This window comes from Halomonas beimenensis (assembly GCF_002549795.1).
Taxonomy (GTDB): Bacteria; Pseudomonadota; Gammaproteobacteria; order Pseudomonadales; family Halomonadaceae; genus Halomonas; species Halomonas beimenensis.
This window is the reverse complement of record NZ_CP021435.1, coordinates 3,067,382-3,085,109: the sequence shown is the minus strand read 5'-3', so window position 1 is coordinate 3,085,109 and position 17,728 is coordinate 3,067,382. Positions and strand designations below refer to the sequence as shown.

13 protein-coding genes are annotated in these 17,728 nt (G+C 71.6%); 4 read left to right on the top strand and 9 right to left on the bottom strand.

All coding sequences use genetic code 11. The annotated features are described in order from the left end of the window. Positions 1-164 precede the first annotated feature (164 nt). From zwf to BEI_RS14345, 3 genes are all read left to right on the top strand, one after another. A complete protein-coding gene (gene zwf / locus BEI_RS14355) occupies positions 165-1,670 on the top strand; it encodes a glucose-6-phosphate dehydrogenase (RefSeq protein WP_097790162.1) in 1,506 nt (501 codons plus the stop codon). Between the two features lie 81 nt (positions 1,671-1,751). After that, positions 1,752-2,429: a 6-phosphogluconolactonase gene (gene pgl, locus BEI_RS14350; protein WP_097790161.1), complete on the top strand. Its 678-nt coding sequence runs from the start codon at positions 1,752-1,754 to the stop codon at positions 2,427-2,429. A 32-nt stretch (positions 2,430-2,461) separates the two neighbouring features. Next, on the top strand, positions 2,462-3,124 hold the full coding sequence (locus tag BEI_RS14345) for a bifunctional 4-hydroxy-2-oxoglutarate aldolase/2-dehydro-3-deoxy-phosphogluconate aldolase (RefSeq protein WP_097790160.1): 663 nt from the start codon (positions 2,462-2,464) through the stop codon (positions 3,122-3,124). Between the two features lie 160 nt (positions 3,125-3,284). On the opposite strand, the gene pgi is transcribed toward BEI_RS14345, so the two are convergent. Genes pgi through ptsP form a run of 4 tightly spaced genes read right to left on the bottom strand, consistent with a single transcriptional unit; the run spans position 3,285 to position 10,545 of the window. Beyond that, on the bottom strand, positions 3,285-4,928 hold the full coding sequence (gene pgi, locus BEI_RS14340; RefSeq protein ID WP_097790159.1) for a glucose-6-phosphate isomerase: 1,644 nt from the start codon (positions 4,926-4,928) through the stop codon (positions 3,285-3,287). Positions 4,929-4,961: 33 nt separating this feature from the next. Further along, a complete protein-coding gene (gene fruA / locus BEI_RS14335; protein ID WP_097790158.1) occupies positions 4,962-6,710 on the bottom strand; it encodes a PTS fructose transporter subunit IIBC in 1,749 nt (582 codons plus the stop codon). Then, positions 6,707-7,681: a 1-phosphofructokinase gene (gene pfkB, locus BEI_RS14330; RefSeq protein WP_097790157.1), complete on the bottom strand. Its 975-nt coding sequence runs from the start codon at positions 7,679-7,681 to the stop codon at positions 6,707-6,709. Before pfkB ends, fruA begins: the two co-directional genes overlap by 4 nt. After that, positions 7,681-10,545: a phosphoenolpyruvate--protein phosphotransferase gene (ptsP, locus tag BEI_RS14325; RefSeq protein ID WP_097790156.1), complete on the bottom strand. Its 2,865-nt coding sequence runs from the start codon at positions 10,543-10,545 to the stop codon at positions 7,681-7,683. Before ptsP ends, pfkB begins: the two co-directional genes overlap by 1 nt. A 221-nt stretch (positions 10,546-10,766) precedes the next feature. Here ptsP and cra point away from each other — a divergent pair, with 221 nt between their 5' ends. After that, a complete protein-coding gene (cra, locus tag BEI_RS14320) occupies positions 10,767-11,756 on the top strand; it encodes a catabolite repressor/activator (protein ID WP_097790155.1) in 990 nt (329 codons plus the stop codon). 10 nt (positions 11,757-11,766) lie between these two features. Here cra and BEI_RS14315 read toward each other — a convergent pair whose 3' ends face one another. The 5 genes from BEI_RS14315 to edd form a co-directional block, all read right to left on the bottom strand. Then, positions 11,767-12,720, bottom strand: coding sequence for a carbohydrate kinase family protein (locus tag BEI_RS14315; protein WP_097790154.1), 954 nt, complete (start codon positions 12,718-12,720; stop codon positions 11,767-11,769). 33 nt (positions 12,721-12,753) lie between these two features. Then, complete coding sequence (locus BEI_RS14310; protein ID WP_097790153.1) at positions 12,754-13,632, bottom strand: aldo/keto reductase; 879 nt, start codon at positions 13,630-13,632, stop codon at positions 12,754-12,756. After that, a complete protein-coding gene (locus BEI_RS14305; RefSeq protein WP_097790152.1) occupies positions 13,629-14,588 on the bottom strand; it encodes a D-hexose-6-phosphate mutarotase in 960 nt (319 codons plus the stop codon). The genes BEI_RS14310 and BEI_RS14305 overlap by 4 nt, the downstream gene beginning before the upstream one ends. Next, complete coding sequence (glk, locus tag BEI_RS14300) at positions 14,585-15,553, bottom strand: glucokinase (RefSeq protein ID WP_097790151.1); 969 nt, start codon at positions 15,551-15,553, stop codon at positions 14,585-14,587. Before glk ends, BEI_RS14305 begins: the two co-directional genes overlap by 4 nt. 154 nt (positions 15,554-15,707) lie before the next feature. Next, on the bottom strand, positions 15,708-17,594 hold the full coding sequence (gene edd, locus BEI_RS14295; protein ID WP_097790150.1) for a phosphogluconate dehydratase: 1,887 nt from the start codon (positions 17,592-17,594) through the stop codon (positions 15,708-15,710). Positions 17,595-17,728: the final 134 nt, after the last annotated feature.

Genomic DNA, 17,728 nt, shown 5'->3' with positions numbered 1-17,728 from the left:
GGTGATTTAACTACATTGTAGGGGGCATCCTAGCGCGACCCGGCGGCGGTCAGCCAGGGGCCTTGGTAGAGGGATCGGCATTTAGTAGTAAATTTACAAAATTATTTGGATCTACGGCGTCCGCTACGCTAGTATTTTGTTAAGTTAACCAGATGGGGGCGGAGATGAGCCAGTTCAAGCGGCCCGGTGAGGCCCGATCCTCAGGTGACATCGACACCGAAATCGATCTTGCCCTGTTCGGGGCGCTCGGCGATCTGGCCCAGCGAAAGCTGTTCCCCGCGCTCTTCCACCTGGAGCGGGAGGGGCTGCTGGCCCCCGATACGCGCCTGCTCGGCCTGGCCCGCCAGGAGCTGGACGTCGACGCCTTCCGATCCCGGATCGAGAAGGCCCTGAAGACCTACGTCAAGGCCGAAGAGCTGGATCGCGAGGCGCTGGCCCGCTTCCTGGCGCGTCTCGACTTCCTGCCCCTCGACTTCACCAAGCCCGAGGGATACGCCGCCATCCGTGAGTGGCGCCAGGAGGCCGCTCGCCCCATGGTGGTCTACCTGTCCGTGGCGGCGAAGATCTACGGCGACATCTGCCGTCACCTGGAGGCCAGCGGCAGTCTCGACGACGAGTCGCGGGTCGTGGTGGAGAAGCCGATCGGCTATGACCTCGCCTCCTCCGCCGAGATCAATGACGCCATCGGCGCGGTCTTCCCCGAGTCGCGCATCTATCGTATCGATCACTACCTGGGCAAGGAAACCGTCCAGAACCTGATCGCCCTGCGCTTCGCCAACCCCCTGTTCGGTACCCAGTGGAACCAGAACCACATCTCCCATGTGGAGATCACCGTGGCCGAGAAGGTCGGCATCGAGGGCCGCTGGGGCTACTTCGACGACGCCGGCCAGCTCCGCGACATGGTCCAGAACCACCTGCTGCAGCTGGTCTGCCTGATCGCCATGGACCCGCCGGCCAACCTCGATGCCGACGCCATCCGAGACGAGAAGGTCAAGGTGCTCAAGGCGCTCAAGCCCTTCACCGACGACATGCTGGGACGCGACGTGGTGCGCGGCCAGTACATCGCCGGCACCATCGACGGCCGGTCCGTGCCGGGTTACCTCGAGGAGGAGGGCGCCAACCGGGCCAGCCACACCGAGACCTTCGTGGCCATGAAGACCGGGGTGGCCAACTGGCGCTGGGCGGGCGTGCCCTTCTACCTGCGCACCGGCAAGCGGATGCCCGAGAAGCTCTCCCAGATCGTCATCCACTTCCGTCAGCAGCCCCACTACATCTTCGACCCCGACCAGCGCGAGCTGGCCGCCAACAAGCTGGTGATCCGCCTGCAGCCGGAGGAGGGCATCGCCCTGGAGGTGCTCACCAAGGACAGCGGGCTGGACAAGGGCATGCGCCTGCGCCGCGGGCCCCTGCACCTGGACTTCAGCAGCGCCTTTCCCAAGACGCGGATCCCGGATGCCTACGAGCGCCTGTTGCTGGAGGTCATGAAGGGCCAGCAGTACCTCTTCGTGCGGCGCGACGAGGTCGAGCACGCCTGGCGCTGGTGCGACAGCCTGATCGCCGCCTGGGAGGACGACGAGGTGCCGCGGCGCTATCCCGCCGGCTCCTGGGGGCCGGTCGCCTCCATCGCCATGATCACCCAGGACGGCCGCAGCTGGTATGAGGACTACTGAGGCATGACGATTGGCCCCAGGGCCGGTCGCGGCTCACTCAATACCGCCATGATCACCCAGGACGGCCGGAGGACTACTGAGATGCAAGACGATACCCCCAACGCGCGAGAAAGCCTGGCCCGCCAGCTCGCCGAGGCGGTGGCCGAGGCCCTGAGGCACGACCTGGAAGCCCGTGAGCGGGTGCTGCTGGTGGTCTCCGGCGGTTCGACCCCGGTGCCCTTCTTCCGCGCGCTGGCGGCCACGGCGCTGCCCTGGTCGCGCATCGACGTGACGCTGGCCGACGAACGCTGGGTGGCCGAGTCGGCCGACGACAGCAACGCCCGCCTGGTCCGCCGCGAGCTGCTGCAGGGCAAGGCCGCCGAGGCGCGCTTCACGCCCTTGACCAGCGCCGCGGAAACTCCCGAGGAGGGGGTGGCCGAGGTCGCCGCGCGTGTCGAGGCGCTGCCCTGGCCGGCCAGTGCGGTGGTACTCGGCATGGGAGGCGACGGGCATACCGCCTCCCTGTTCCCCGACAGTCCGGAGCTGAGCCTTGCGCTGTCCACCGCCGAGCCGGTGGTGGCCGTGCGCACCCCGAGTCAGCCCCAGGCCCGCATCACCCTGAGTGCCGACCGCCTGCACCAATGCCCTCGCCATTTCCTGCACATCACCGGCGAGGAGAAGCGCGCGGTGCTGGGCCGGGCGCTGGCCGGCGACGATACCCGGGCGCTGCCCGTCCGCGCCTTCCTGGCCAGCCCGCTCGGCATCTACTGGGCGCCCTGAGCCGCCATGGATCCCCTTTCAGGAGTCACGACATGACCATCGACAAACAGCTGCCGTCCACCCGTACCACCGAACTCGACAGCATCTGCCTCAAGGCCGAGGTGATCCCGGTGCTGGCCATCCAGCGCGTCGAGGACGCCGTGCCCCTGGCCGCTGCCCTGGTGGAGGGCGGGCTCAGCGTGCTCGAGGTCACCCTGCGCACGGATTGCGCCCTGGAGGCCACCCGGCGCATCAAGGAGGCCCTGCCCCAGGCCAGCGTGGGCATCGGCACCGTGCTGACCCCGGCCCAGTATCGCCAGGCCGAGCAGGTCGGCGCCGACTTCGTGGTCACCCCCGGCACCACCGAGGCCCTCTACCGCTACGGCGTGACCAGCCCGGTGCCGATGCTGCCCGGCGTGGCCACGGTCTCCGAGGTGATGATCGGCTGGCAGTTCGGCTATCGCCGTTTCAAGTTCTTCCCCGCCGAGGCCAGCGGCGGGGTCAAGGCCCTCAAGGCCTTCGCCGGTCCTCTCCCCGAGGCGCGCTTCTGTCCCACCGGCGGCATCAACCTCGACAACGCCGCGGACTACCTGGCCCTGCCCAACGTCATGTGCGTGGGCGGCTCCTGGCTCACCCCCAAGTCCCTGGTCGAGGCCGAGGACTGGAAGGCCATCCGCCAGCTGGCCCGGGAGGCCGCCGAGCGCTTCCACCACTGATTTCCCGTGTTCTCTCTCGACAGCCAGTCGCTGTCCTTTTCGCCCCGGCAACCCTGCCCGGGGCTTTTTTTGGTTGATCGTCCGGGTAGCTCGGCTCGCCGCGGCGAGCCGATGGCCGAGCCTCGTCGTGAGACGACGAGGCCGGGGGCGAGTGAGAGGGTCAGGACGAGGCCTTGCGTTTCTCGCGCTTGGCGGGCTTGGTCTCGGCGGGTTCCGGCGCCGGGAAGTGCTCGCGAACCAGCTTCAGCAGCCCCTGGGTGGAGGCGTCGAAGTCCTGGCTGTGGGCGTCGAGGCGGCTGCTGATCTCGCCGGCGATGCGCTTGCCGAGCTGCACGCCCCACTGGTCGAAGGAGTTGATGTTCCAGATCACCCCCTGGACGAACACCTTGTGCTCGTAGAGCGCGATCAGCGCGCCGAGGTTCTTCGGCGTCAGCTCGTCGAGCAGCAGGGTGCTGGAGGGGCGGTTGCCCGGGCAGCTGTAGGGATCGAGCTCGCCGCCCTTCTGGCTGCCCTCCATGAAGGCGTTGGCCTGGGCCAGCATGTTGGTGAGCAGGGCGAAGTGGTGGTCCTCCATGCCCGGCTCGGGCTTGAGCGAGGCGATGAAGTCGATGGGCACGTAGCGGGTGCCCTGGTGGAGCAGCTGGAAGAAGGCGTGCTGGCCGTTGGAGCCGGTCTGGCCCCAGACGATGGGGCCGGTCTTGTAGTCCACCGGCCGGCCGAAGATGTCCACCGACTTGCCGTTGGACTCCATGTCGAGCTGCTGGAGGAAGGCCGGCAGCTGATGCAGGGCCTGGTCGTAGGGCACGATGGCCTGGGTCTCGGCGCCCTGGAAGTTGATGTACCAGATGCCGATCAGCGCCATCAGCACCGGCATGTTGGCCTCGTTGGGCGCGGTCAGGAAGTGCTGGTCCATCTCGTAGGCGCCCTGGAGCATCTCCAGGAAGCCGTCGAAGCCCACGGCGAGCGCGATGGGCAGGCCGATGGAGGACCACATGGAGTAGCGCCCGCCGACCCAGGCCCAGAACTCGAAGACGTTCTCCTCGCGGATGCCGAATTCCATGGCCGCCTGGCGGTTGGTGGAGGCGGCGACGAAGTGGGCGCCCACGTCGGCGTCGGGGCCGGCGTGCTCGAGGAACCAGCGCCGCGCGGTCTTGGCGTTGAGCAGCGTCTCCTGGGTGGAGAAGGTCTTGGTGGAGACGATGAACAGGGTAGTGGCCGGGTCGAGGCGCGACAGCACCTTCTGGATGTGGGCGCCGTCGACGTTGGAGACGAAGTGGAAGTTGAGCTCGGGATGGCGGTACTTGAGCAGCGCCCGGCAGGCCATGTTGGGGCCGAGGTCGGAGCCGCCGATGCCGATGTTGACCACGTCCTTGATGCGTTGGCCGTCGTGGCCCTTCCACTCGCCGCTGCGCACCGCCTCGGAGAAGCGCCGGAGCTGCTCCCGGGAGCGGTGGATCTCGGGCATGACGTCCTGGCCGTCGACCCACAGCGGGCCCTCGCCGAGGTTGCGCAGGGCGGTGTGCAGGACGGGGCGGTCCTCGGTGACGTTGATGATGTCGCCGGAGAACATCTGGGCACGGCGCTGGACCAGGGCGGAATGGTCGGCGAGCTCGAGCAGCTTGTCGAGCACCGCCCGGGAGATATGGTGCTTGGAGTAGTCGAGGAAGAGCCCGCCGACGCGCAGGCTCATGGTGTCGAAGCGCTGGGGGTCGGCGGCGAAGTAGTCGGCGATGCGATCGTTGGCGGTGTCGGCCTGCAGGCGCCGGAGCGCCTGCCAGGTGATGCTGCGGGTGAGCTGGAACATGGAGGGCTCCTCGGAGATGCGTGCGTCTGGGCGTCAGGCGCTGGCCTCGACCGCCACGGGCTGGTCGCTGCGCTTGAGCGCGGCGTAGCCCAGGCCGGTGATCAGGGCGCCGGCCAGGATGGCGACCAGGTACCACAGCACCGGGGTGATGGCGTTGGGGATGAGCAGCACGAAGATGCCGCCATGGGGAGCCATCAGCTTGGCGCCGACCAGCATCGACAGTGCGCCGGTCACCGCGCCGCCGACCATGCAGGCCGGGATCACCCGCAGCGGGTCCTTGGCGGCGAAGGGAATGGCGCCCTCGGTGATGAAGCAGCAGCCCAGCACCAGCGACGCCTTGCCGGCCTCGCGCTCGGGCTCGGAGAACTTGGCCCGGGCCACCAGGCTGGCGATGCCCATGCCGATGGCCGGCACCATGCCGGCGGCCATGATCGCCGCCATGGGGGCGTAGGTCTCGGAGGCCAGCAGGCCGACGCCGAAGGTGTAGGCCGCCTTGTTGACCGGCCCGCCGAGGTCGAAGCACATCATCGAGCCGAGCAGGATCCCCAGCAGCACGGCGTTGGCCGAGCCCATGTTCTCGAGGAAGGCGGTCAGGGCCGAGAGCAGGGCGGCCACCGGCTCGCCGACGACGTAGATCATGGTGAGGCCGGTGATCAGGCTGGCGATCAGCGGGATGATCAGGATCGGCTTGAGCGACTCGATGCTCGCCGGCAGCTTGACGTAGCGGGTGACGGCCTTGGCCGCGTAACCGGCCAGGAAGCCGGCGAGGATGCCGCCGATGAAGCCGGCGCCGATCTCCGAGGCCAGCATGCCGCCGATCATCCCCGGGGCGATGCCGGGACGGTCGGCGATGGAGTAGGCGATGTAGCCGGCCAGCACCGGGATCATCAGCGCGAAGGCGGTGCCGCCGCCGATCTGCATCAGGGCCGCGGCCAGGGTGCCTTCCTCCTGGAAGGCCTCGATGCCGAACACGAAGGACAGCGCGATCAGCAGGCCACCGGCGACCACCATGGGCAGCATGAAGGACACCCCGGTCAGCAGGTGCTTGTAGACGCCCTTCTCCTTGACGCTCTTCTTGCGTTCGCCCTCGCCGGCCTGGGCGGCCGCGGCGTCTTCCATCTCGGCCTCGGCCAGGGCCGCCTCGATGGTCGGGCGGGGCTTCTTGAGCGCATTGCCGGTGGAGGTGCGATAGACCCGCTTGCCGGCGAAGCGGGTCGGGTCGACCTCGATGTCGCAGGCCAGGATCACCACGTCGGCCTCGCGGATCTCCTCGTCGGTGAGCTGGTCCTGGGCGCCCACCGAGCCCTGAGTCTCCACCCGGATCGCATGTCCGAGCGATTTTCCGGCTTCACTGAGGGCTTCTGCGGCCATGAAGGTATGGGCGACCCCGGTGGGGCAGGCGGTGACGGCGACGATCCGGCTCGCCCCTTCGGCGGCGGGGGGCGGCGCGGCGGGGGCTTGGGGCTCCGGCTCATACGGCCGGGCCTCGCGCTCGGCGCGCTCGAGGAAGGCCCGCGGATCGGGCAGGGCCTGATCGATCGCGGCCCGAAAGAGCCGCTTGCCTTCGAAGCGTTGCGGCGCGGGGACCTGGTCGGCCGCGACCACGATCAGGTCGGCCGCCGCGATGGCCTCGGCCGAGACGGGCCGGACGGGTTCCAGCTCGCCGTGCATCTCCACGTGGGTCTGCCAGCCGAGGCGGCCGGCGGCCTGCTCGAGTCGACGGGCGGCGAGGAAGGTGGTGGCCATGCCGCTGGGGCAGGCGGTGATGAGGATGACGTTCATGCGAGGGCTCCCCCTGCGTCGCCACCGGGCAGGTGGTGGACGCGGGTCTGTTGTTGGAGTCGAGGGAAATCGGCGGCATGGGCGTCGCCCACGCCGACATGGCGAACGGCTTCGGCGGACAGCGCCGTGGCCCGCCGCAGGATCTCGTCGGGTGCCTGGTGCGACAGTACGCCGTGCAGCATGGCGGCGAGCAGGGTGTCGCCGGCGCCCACGGTGCTGGCCACCCGGAGCCGCGGCGGCAGGGCCTGCCAGTCGCCGCGCCGGCTGATCCAGAGCACGCCGTCGGGGCCGGCGGAGAGCAGGGTCTCCTCGATGCCGGCGGCATGCAGGGCCCGGGCGGCCTCGAGGCGCGCGGCCTCGGTGTCGAGTGCCTGACCGGCCCAGTCGGCCAGCTCGTGCTCGTTGGGCTTGACGGCGGTGGGTCGGGCGGCGATGGCGGCATGGAGGGCCGGGCCGCTGGTATCCACCCAGACCGGCAGGTCGGCGGCGCGCAGCCGGGCGATCAGCTCGGCCAGGGCCTCGGGGGCGACGCCGGGCGGCAGGCTGCCGGCGATCACCACCGCCTCCGGGCGTCGCCGCGGATCGCCGGCCAGGTCCTCCAGCCAGGCCAGCAGCCGGCGCCAGGCGTCGGCGTCGATGGTCAGGCCCGGGCCGTTGATGTCGGTGACCCGGCCGTCGACCTCGGCGAGCTTGGCGTTGATGCGCGTCTCGCCGGGCACCCGGAGGAAGGCATCCTCCACGCCCAGGGCCTCGAAGGCGCGCAGGAAGGGGCCGTCGTTGTCGGCGCCCAGCAGGCCCGAGACGCAGACCTGGTGGCCGAGGGCGACCAGCACCCGGGCCACGTTGACGCCCTTGCCGGCGGCCTCGAGGTGGGTCTCCCGGGTGCGGTTGACCGCGCCGGGGGCCAGGCGATCCAGCCCGATCGAGAGATCCAGGGCGGGGTTCAGGGTCAGGGTCAGCAGGCGCGCCATCAGCGAGCCTCCAGGGCGTCACGGACCGCCTCGCCGGTGGCCTGGGCCAGGGCCAGCTCGGCCTGGGCTCGGGCCTCGTCGAGGTCGAACTCGCGCAGCCGGGCCTTGACCAGCGGCACCTGGCGGGCGCTGACCGACAGCTCGTCGACCCCCAGGCCCACCAGCACCGGCACCGCGGTGGGCTCGCTGGCCAGCTCGCCGCACACCCCGACCCACTTGCCCTGGGCATGGGCGGCCGCGACGGTCATCTCGATCAGCCGCAGCACCGCCGGGTGCAGGCCGTCGGCCTGGGCGGAGAGCTCGGGATGGTCGCGGTCGATGGCCAGGGTGTACTGGGTGAGGTCGTTGGTGCCCACCGAGAAGAAGTCCACCTCGGCGGCCAGGCTGGGGGCCAGCAGGGCACAGGAGGGCACCTCGATCATCACCCCGAGCTGCAGGTCGGTGGTGCGCTCGGCTTCGGGGATCTCGTCGAGCAGTCGATCGAGGATGGCCCGGGCGGCGCGGAACTCGGCCACGTCCTTGACCATGGGCAGCATGATGCGCAGCGGCCGGCCGACGGCGGCCATCAGCAGGGCGCGCAGCTGGGTCTCCAGCACCTCGGGGCGGGTCAGCGACAGGCGGATGCCGCGCAGGCCCAGGAAGGGGTTGGCCTCCTGGGGCAGCGGCCAGTAGGGCAGCGGCTTGTCGCCGCCCACGTCCAGGGTGCGGGCCACCAGCGGCCGGCCGTCCAGGGCCTCCAGGGCCTCATGGTACTCGGCGACCTGGGTCTCGAGATCGGGCTCCCGGGCATGGGCCATGAACAGGAACTCGGTGCGCAGCAGGCCCACCCCCTCGGCGCCGCGTTCCACGGCGTCCGCGGCATGGGCGGTGTTGCCCAGGTTGGACGCCACCTCGACCCGGTGGCCGTCGCGGGTGCGTGCCTCCGCGAAGCGGGCCTCCCAGGCCTCGGCCTCGCGGCGCCGGTGCTCGGCCAGGCGCCGCTCGGCGGATTGGCGGCGCTCGGCGGAAGGCGCGGGGGTGACGCGGCCGCGCTCGCCGTCGAGGATCAGCTCGGTGCCGTCGTCGATCGTCATGACCCGATCGCCGGCCCCCACCACGGCGGGGATCCCCAGGGCCCGGGCGAGGATGGCGCTGTGGGCGGTGGCGCCGCCCCGCGCCGTGAGCAGGCCCCGGACCCGGCCGGTGTCGAGGCGCGCCACGTCGGAGGGGCCGATGTCGTCGGTGACCAGGACGTAGGGATGATCCGGCGGCCGGGGGAGCTCGACCCGGCAGAGGATGCCCAGCACCCGGCGGCCCACGTCGCGCAGGTCGGCGGCGCGCTCGGCCAGCAGGCGGTCGGCAAGGCGCTCCTGGGCCTGGGCGGCGGTGTCGATGGCCTCCCACCAGCCGGCTTCGGCGGAGGCGCCCTCCTGGATGCCCTCCCGGGCGGCCTGGTGCAGTTCGGGGTCGCCCAGCATCTCCTCGTGCATGGAGAGGATCTGGGCCACCTCGCCGCCGCGGGCCTGGCGGACCAGGGCCTCGAGTTGCTCGGTCGCCTGGCGGATCGCCGCTTCCAGGCGCTGGATCTCGGCGGCCGGGTCGGCGGCACGGGCCGGGTACTCGAAGCGCGGGGTCCTGAGCACGAAGGCCGGCGCGATGGCCAGGCCCGGGGAGGCGGCGACCGCGACATGGGCCTCGTCGGCCGGCAGCGGCGCCGGCGCCGGGGCGTCCTCCCGGGGCTCGAGCGCCTCGCGATGGGCATCGAAGGGCTCGACCCGCTCGCCGAGGCCGTCCTCCAGGGCCCGGCAGACGGCGTCCAGGGCCGCCTCGGCCTCCTCGCCCTCGGCGGAGAACACCAGCTGCTGGCCGCGGCGGGCGCCCAGGTTGATGATCTTGGTCAGGCTGGTGGCGGACACGGCCTCTCCGCCGCCTTCGGCCAGGCGGACGCGGATCGCCGTGCCCTGGGCCCGGGCCACCTGCACCAGCTGCTTGGCGGGGCGGGCATGCAGGCCGTGGGCGTTGAGCACCGTGGCCCGGCGCTGGCGGGCCGCGGCGGACTCGCCGGCGAGCCGGGCGAGGAGGGTGTCGGCGTCGGCCGCCTGCAGGACGCCGGCGGCGTCGCTGTCCAGCAGCGCGAGGATGCGCTCCAGCAGGCCGCGATGGGCCTGGCCCTGGGCCGCCAGGCAGAAGACGCCGTGCACCGGCTCCCCGCCCGCGTCCAGGGGCGAGGCCGGGGTGGCCATGGCCAGGGCCGGCACGCTCACCCCGCGATCGCTGGCCACCAGCCACAGGCCCTGGCCGAGGGCCTGGGGCGCGGCCTCGGCGACGGCGGCCACGAAGCCCGAATCCACGCAGTCGGTCTGGCGCAGGCGGGCGGCGCCGGCCAGGGCCAGCTCCCGATGGTCCCGGGCGGGGAAGCCCAGGCTGAGGGTCTCGGCATCCAGCCGAGCCTCGACCACCGCCCTGGACAGCAGGCCGGCGATCTCGCCGGGGCTGTCGGCCGCGGGCAGGCGCTCGGCGATGCCGTCCTGGTCCAGCACGTGGGTCAGCTGGCGAAGGATGTCCAGGTGTTCGTCGCTCTGGGCGGCGATGGTCACCAGCACATGGACCCGCTGGCCGTCGTGCCAGTCGACGCCGTCCGGGAACTGCAGCACCCGCACCCCGGTGGCCTTCACGTGCACCCGGCTCTCCGCGGTGCCGTGGGGGATGGCGATGGCATTGCCCAGGAAGGTCGAGGACTGGGCCTCGCGTTCGTAGAGGCCGCCCCGGTAGTCGGGGGCGACCAGCCCCGCGGCGTGCAAGGCCTCGGCCGCCTGGTCCAGCGCGGTGCGCCAGTCGTCGGCCTGGCAGCCGAGCCGTACATCGTCCTGGCTGAGCGTCAACATCGGTCTCTCCGCTTCGTCGAGGGTGCGACGCCGGGGCGTTCCGTCGGCCCGAGGGCGTGGCAGTGGTGTTGTCGTGGGTAGGTGAATCGTGTCACTTGTGCTTTACTGAATGCTGGATCGATTCATCTTGCCTGGCAAGGTCGATCGACTACGACTTTCGCAGGGGGTGGAGGGCCCGCCGTCCGGCGTAGAATGCCCCCAACCACTTATAGGGGTAGACCATGACGCTCGCGGAAATCGCTCGCCTGGCCGGCGTCTCGCGTACCACGGCCAGCTATGTCATCAACGGGCAGGCCGAGAAACGTCGGATCAGCCAGGAGACCGTGGAGAAGGTGATGGCGGTGGTGCGCCAACACCGTTACCGGGTCGATCCCCAGGCGGCCGCCCTGCGGCGCGGCTCGAGTCGCACCCTGGGGCTGATCGTGCCCGACCTGGAGAACGCCACCTACGCGCGGCTGGCCAAGCTCATGGAGCGCGGGGCCCGGGAGCAGGGCTACCAGTTGCTGATCGCCGGCTCGGACGACCGGCCGGAGGCGGAGCGCGACCTGGCCCTGGCGTTGCGGGCCCAGCGCTGCGAGGTGTTGATCACCGCCAGCTGCCTGCCCATGGACGATCCCTTCTACGCCGAGCTGCAGGACGAGGGCCTGCCGGTGGTGGCGGTTGACCGGGGCTTCGAGCCGGGGCGCTTCGCCAGCGTGGTCAGCAACGACGGCGAGGCCGCCGAACGGCTGACCCGCTCGGTGCTGGACGGTTCGGTCTCGCGCATCGCCTGGCTGGATGCGGTGCCCTGGCTGTCGATCAGTCAGGAACGCCGCGCGGGCTTCCAGCGGGCGATCGAGGGGAGGGGGCTGGAGGTGATCGCACGGGCGGGGGAGCGCTACGACCGGGCCGAGGGGGCCCGGCTGATGCGCGAACTCCTCGACGGCCCGGGCCTGCCCGATGCCCTGGTCACCGCCTCCTATTCGCTGTTCGACGGGGTGCTCGATACCCTGCTGGAGCGCGGCGGGCTGCCGGCCTCGCTGCGCCTGGCCACCTTCGGCGACAGCCGGCTGCTCGATTTCCTGCCGCTGCCGGTCAACTCCGCCCTCCAGGACCATGAACGCCTGGCCGCCACCGCGCTGTCCTGTGCGCTGGCCGCCTCGCGAGGCGAGTATCGGGCGGGGCGCGAGGTCATCCCGCGGCGGATGCGGTGGCGCACCGCCGCGGGCTGATCCCCGCCGTTCAGGCGGCCAGGTCGTCCCGGGTCGGCAGGGCGACGTAGGCGCCGGGACGGGTGACGGCGTGGGCGCCGCAGCGACAGGCGAAGGCCAGCGCCGCCTCGAGGCGCTGGGTATCGCGGTGCCAGCCTTCCTCGACGCCGTCCTCGGCCAGGCGGGCCAGCAGTCCGCCGATGAAGGCATCGCCCCCTGCCGTGGTGTCCACCGGCTCGACCGCGGGCGGGGTGACGGCGAGCGAGAGCCCCGCGCCCTCGGCGCGCACGGCGCCGCTGCCGTCGGTGATCACGATGAGCCTGACGCCGGCCGCCAGGCGCTCGGCCAGCCAGGCGTCCTCCGGGTGATCCCCGCGCAGGGCCTCGACTTCCTCCCGGGACAGCTTCAGCAGGTCGGCGGTGTCGAGCAGCCGGGTCACCAGGGCCACGTCCACCCGGTCGTCGGGCCAGAGGTTGTGACGCAGGTTGGCGTCCACGCTGACCAGGCAGCCGGCCCGGGCGGCCATCTCGGCCATGGCCAGGGTGGTCTCGGCGATCGCCGGCTCGGTCAGGCTGTTGCTGCACAGGTGGAGGAGGGCGGGCTCGGCGAAGACGCCGGCCGGCAGGTGCTCCAGTCGGTAGAGCAGGTCGGCGGCGGGCGGCCGGTAGAAGTCGAAGGTGCGCTCGCCGTCGGCGTCCCGGGAGACGAAGGCCAGCGCCGTGCGCGCCTTGCGGGTCCGTACCACCCCGGAGAGGTCGACGCCCTGGGCGGCCAGCTCCGCGGCGAGGAAGTCGCCGAAGTGATCCTCGCCGAGCATGCCGAGGAAGCGGCTGGGCACGCCGAGCCGGGCGCAGGCCACGGCCACGTTGGCCGGGGCGCCGCCGGCATAGGGGGTGAAGGTCTCCGTGGTGTCGGCCGGGGCGTCTCCCAGGCGACTGGAGAGCATGTCGACGAGGGCCTCACCGAAGGCGATGACGGGCAGCATGGTCGTGGATCCTCATGGTGGAAGGGGATGGGGTCAGGCCACCTCATGGCCCCGGGCGGCTTCCAGCAGCGCGAACCAGGCCGGCCGGGGCAGCGTCAGGGCGGCGTCCCGCTGCAGGGCCTGGATGCGTTTCGCCTTGAGGCTGCCGATCACCGGGAGCGGCCGGCCGGGCAGGGCGCGCAGCCAGGCCAGGGCCAGGCCGGCGGGGGTCACGCCGAACGCCTCGGCCTGGGCCAGCAGTTCGGCTCGCGCCGGGCCGGTCAGCACCCGGCCGCCGCCCAGGGGCGACCAGGCCATGGGAGCCTGGCCGTCGCCGACCAGGGCATCGAAGAGGCCGTCGAACAGCGGCTGCGGATGCGCCAGGGAGAGCTCGAGCTGATGGGCCACCAGGCGGTGTTCCATGGCGGCCTGCAGCCGGCGCCAGGCCTCGGGCAGGAAGTTCGAGACGCCGGCGGCGCCGACCTTGCCGGCGGCGATGGCGTCGTCCAGGGCCCTGGCGGTGGCCTCGGCGTCCATCAGCGGATCGGGGCGGTGGAGCAGGAAGTGATCCAGGCGCTCCACGCCCAGGCGCTCGAGGGAGGCGTCGATGGCCGCGGTCACGTAGGCCGCCGAGCTGTCGTAGTGCTTGACGGCATGGGGCGAGGCGTCGCGCTCGGGGGTGACGATGCTGGTCTTGGTCACCACCCGGACCCGGCTGGCCAGGCCGGGGCGGGCACGCAGGGCGTCGCCGAACAGCGTCTCGCCGGCCCGGTCGCCGTAGATGTCGGCGTGGTCGAACCAGTGCAGGCCCTGGTCGAGTCGGGCCTCGAGCCAGTCGGCCAGGGCCTCGGGGGCATGCAGGTCCGGCGTCTCGTGCAGGGCCATCATGCCCAGGGCGAAGGGGACGTCGAAGGTAGGGACGGAATCGGTCATGGGTCGCTCGCCAGGGAGAGGGTGGTGCCCAGCAGGTGCTGTGCGCCGGGCACCAGCCATACCGGGTCGAGCCGGGTGTTGGCGGATTCGATGCACAGGAAGTGGCGGCCCGCCTCGGCGGGGGTGTCCGCCGGCAGGTCGTCGCCGGGATGCCAGACCACCGCCGAGTCGCTTCCCTGGCGGGCGATCCGCAGCCGCCGCCGGCCATCGTCGAGGATCAGCTCGGCGTTGCTGTGGTAGATGCGGTCCAGGCCGCCGCGCACGCCCAGCTCGCCCTGCTGCTCGCGCTCGGCGAAGTCGGCGAGCTTGTCCAGGTAGCGGGCGCCGGCCAGGCCCTCGATGCGGCAGGCCTGGGCGTCGGCCACGGCGAGATAGCTGTGCAGGGCGCCGGTGATCTTCACCGGCGTCTCGCCGACGTGCTCGGTGACCAGCTCCACGTGCAGGCGCCGGGCGTTGGCCTGGATCACCGCCCGGGGCACCAGCTGGGAATGCAACCGCTCCAGCGGCGAGAGGTGCAGCTCGACGCCCTCCTCGTGCTCGTCCACGGCGTCCAGGCGCCAGTCGGCCTTGCGGGCCGGGCCGTGCATGGGGCCGGAGTGGTCCGGCGACTCGTCGGCGGTGCGCTCGTCGGCGAACCAGGGCCAGCACAGTGGGATGCCGCCGCGGATGGCGCCGGGCAGCGCCTGGGGCGTGGGGGTGACCCATAGCCAGCCGCCGGGGACCAGGCCCTCCGGGGACTGGGAGGCGCCGGCCGCCGGGGCGCCGGCGAAAGGCAAGGAGCCCTCAGCTGGCGCGGCCCCGGGCGCCGGAAGATAGTGCAGGACCTGGGCGCCCTGGAGCGAGACGGCGAGCTCGCCCCAGGGCTCGCGGGCCAGCCAGACCTCGCGGCCGGCCCAGTCGGCGCGGCGTTGGCCGTCGGTGGCGTCCAGCAGGGCGCGCAGGGATGCGGGAATCATTCGACCTCCTCATTGTGCAGGGCCTCGGCGGCGCCCAGCAGGCCCGTCCAGGGGGCGGTCACCACCTGCACCGGGATCCGCGCCGTGTAGCCGCTCATGCGGCCCTTGTCGGAGAAGGCCTCCAGGAAGCGGCTGGCCGGCAGCCAGTCCAGCAGCCGGGGCAGGATGCCGCCGCACAGGTAGACCCCGCCGCGGGCGCCCAGGGTAAGCGCGGCGTCACCGCTGACGTCGCCGAGGATCTTCAGGAAACGCAGCAGGGTATCACGGGCCACGGCGTCGCCGCTGCCGGCCGCCTCGGTGACCTCGGCGGGGGTCTCGTAGCGTGGCGGGGCGCCCTTCAGCGAGCAGTGAGCCCGGTAGAGGTCGAGCAGCCCCTGGCCGCACAGCAGCCGCTCCACCGAGATGCGGCCGTAGCGGTTGCGGAAGTGGCGCAGCAGGTTCTGCTCCCGCTCGTCGGTGGGGGCGAAGGTCACGTGGCCGCCCTCGGTGGGCAGGGGGATCCAGGCGTGGCGACCGGGGAAGACGCCGGCCACGCCGAGCCCGGTGCCGGGGCCGATCACCAGGCGGGTCGCGTGGGGGGCGGCCTCGCCGGCCTGCAGGGTCACCCGCTCGTCCTCGGCCACGTGGGGCACGCCCAGGGCCTGGGCCATGAAGTCGTTGATCACCTTGAACAGCGAGAGGCCCAGCGCCTCGCGCACCTCGGTCCTGGTGAAGTCCCAGTGATTGTTGGTCATGGTCACCCGCTCGCCGTGCACCGGGCAGGCGAAGGCCAGGCAGGCTTCCCGGGGGGCGGCGTCGCCCACGGCGCCGACCCGGGCCAGGTAATCGCGGATGGCGCCCACCGGGCCGTCGTAGTCGGCACAGGGCAGGCTCTGGATGCCGTGGGGGTCGACGGCACCGGCCGTCACCAGCGCGAAGCGGGCATTGGTGCCGCCGATGTCACCGATCAGGGCGGGTCGTGTCATGGCTTCGTCTCGAGTGTTCTCAGGGGGCTAGCCTAGGGTGCGGCCAAGGAGGCCCGCCATGGTGCCGCCCCTCTCGATGTTCCCACCGATCAGGACGGGTCCTGTCATGGCCGCGTGCACCGATCAGGGCGGGTCGTGTCATGGCCGCGTGTCCTCAGGCGTCCTCGTCATGGATCTGGCCGGCCTGGCGGGCCAGGTCGTCGGCCTCGAAGCCGCCGAAGACCCCGGCCCCTTCCTCGGCGCGCATGGCCAGGTGGCGGAAGCCGCCGAACAGCTCCCGGCCCAGGCCCACGTGATAATGGTCCAGCTCGGCCACGTGCTGTTCGCGATCGGCCCAGGCATGGGCGTCCACCCTGGCCTCCAGGGTGCCGGCGTCGGCGTCCAGGCGCACGATGTCGCCGTCGCGTAGCCTCGACAGCGGCCCGCCGTCCAGCGCCTCGGGCGTCATGTGGATGGCCGCCGGGACCTTGCCCGAGGCGCCGGACATGCGCCCGTCGGTGACCAGGGCGACCCGGTAGCCGCGGTCCTGGAGCACCCCGAGGTAGGGCGTCAGCTTGTGCAGTTCGGGCATGCCGTTGGCCTTGGGGCCCTGGAAGCGCACCACCACGATCACGTCGCGGTCCAGCTCGCCGGCATCGAAGGCGGCCTTGAGCTCGTTCTGGTCCTCGAAGATCCGCACCGGCGCCTCCACGACCCGGTGCTCGGGCGCCACCGCCGAGACCTTGATGACGCCGCGGCCCAGGTTGCCGTCCAGCACGCTGAGTCCGCCGGTGGGGGCGAAGGGCTCGGCCACGCCGCGCAGCACGTCCGGGTCCAGGCTTTCGGCGGGACCCTCGCGCCACACCAGTTCGCCGTCCTCCAGGAAGGGTTCCCGGGTATAGGCGGTGAGGTCGGTGCCGAAGATGGTGGGGATGTCGCCGTGGATCAGGCCCGCGCCGAGCAGTTCGCGGATCAGCAGGCTCATGCCGCCGGCGGCCTGGAAGTGGTTCACGTCGGCCTGGCCGTTGGGGTAGATGCGGGTCAGGCTCGGCACCACCGCGGACAACTCGGTGAAGTCGTCCCAGGTGACGGTCAGGCCCGCCGCGGCGGCCATGGCCACCAGGTGCATGGTGTGGTTGGTGGAACCGCCGGAGGCCAGCAGGCCGACCATGGCATTGACGATGGCTCGCTCGTCGATCTGCCGGTAGAAGGGGCGGTAGTCGCCAGCCGCCTCGGTGTGGCGGACCGCCTGCTCGGCAGCGAAGCGGGTCAGCGCCTCGCGCAGCGGCGTGCCGGGATTGACGAAGGAGGCGCCGGGCAGGTGCAGCCCCATGATCTCCATCATCAGCTGGTTGGAGTTGGCGGTGCCGTAGAAGGTGCAGGTGCCGGGGCTGTGGTAGGACTGGGACTCGGCCTCGAGCAGCTCCTCGCGGCCGACCTTGCCTTCGGCATAGAGCTGGCGGACCCGGGCCTTTTCCTTGTTGGGCAGGCCGCTGGGCATGGGGCCGGCGGGCACGAAGACCGCGGGCAGGTGGCCGAAGCGGGCGGCACCGATGAACAGTCCCGGGACGATCTTGTCGCAGACGCCGAGGTAGAGGGCGGCGTCGAACATGTTGTGGGACAGGCCCACGGCGGTGGCCATGGCGATCACGTCCCGGGAGAACAGCGACAGCTCCATGCCCGGCTGGCCCTGGGTCACCCCGTCGCACATGGCGGGCACGCCGCCGGCGAACTGGGCGGTGGAGCCCATGGCGCGGGCGGCTTCCTTGATGATCTCGGGGAAGGGCTCCAGCGGCTGGTGGGCCGAGAGCATGTCGTTGTAGGACGAGATGATGCCCAGGTTGGCCGAGTTCATCAGCTTGAGCCTGTCCTTGTCCTCGGCGCCGCAGGCGGCGAAGCCGTGGGCCAGGTTGCCGCAGGAGAGCTCGGCACGATGCACGCCGCGGCGATGCTGGTCGGCCATGCGCTCCTCGTAGAGCGCCCGCCGTTCGGCGCTGCGCTCGCGGATGCGCCGGGTCACCTGCTGGACGGTGGCGTTGAGGGGCGTGCTAGCTTGGGCCATGGAACACCTCGACAGGGAGAAATGGGATATCTAGTAAGTTTAACAAAAAAATATCCGGATGCTCGGGTTTTGTCGGTTAATGCGGCTATAGTTGTAATTATTTTACCATGATTGCGGGGCGAGCCAGCGGCTTG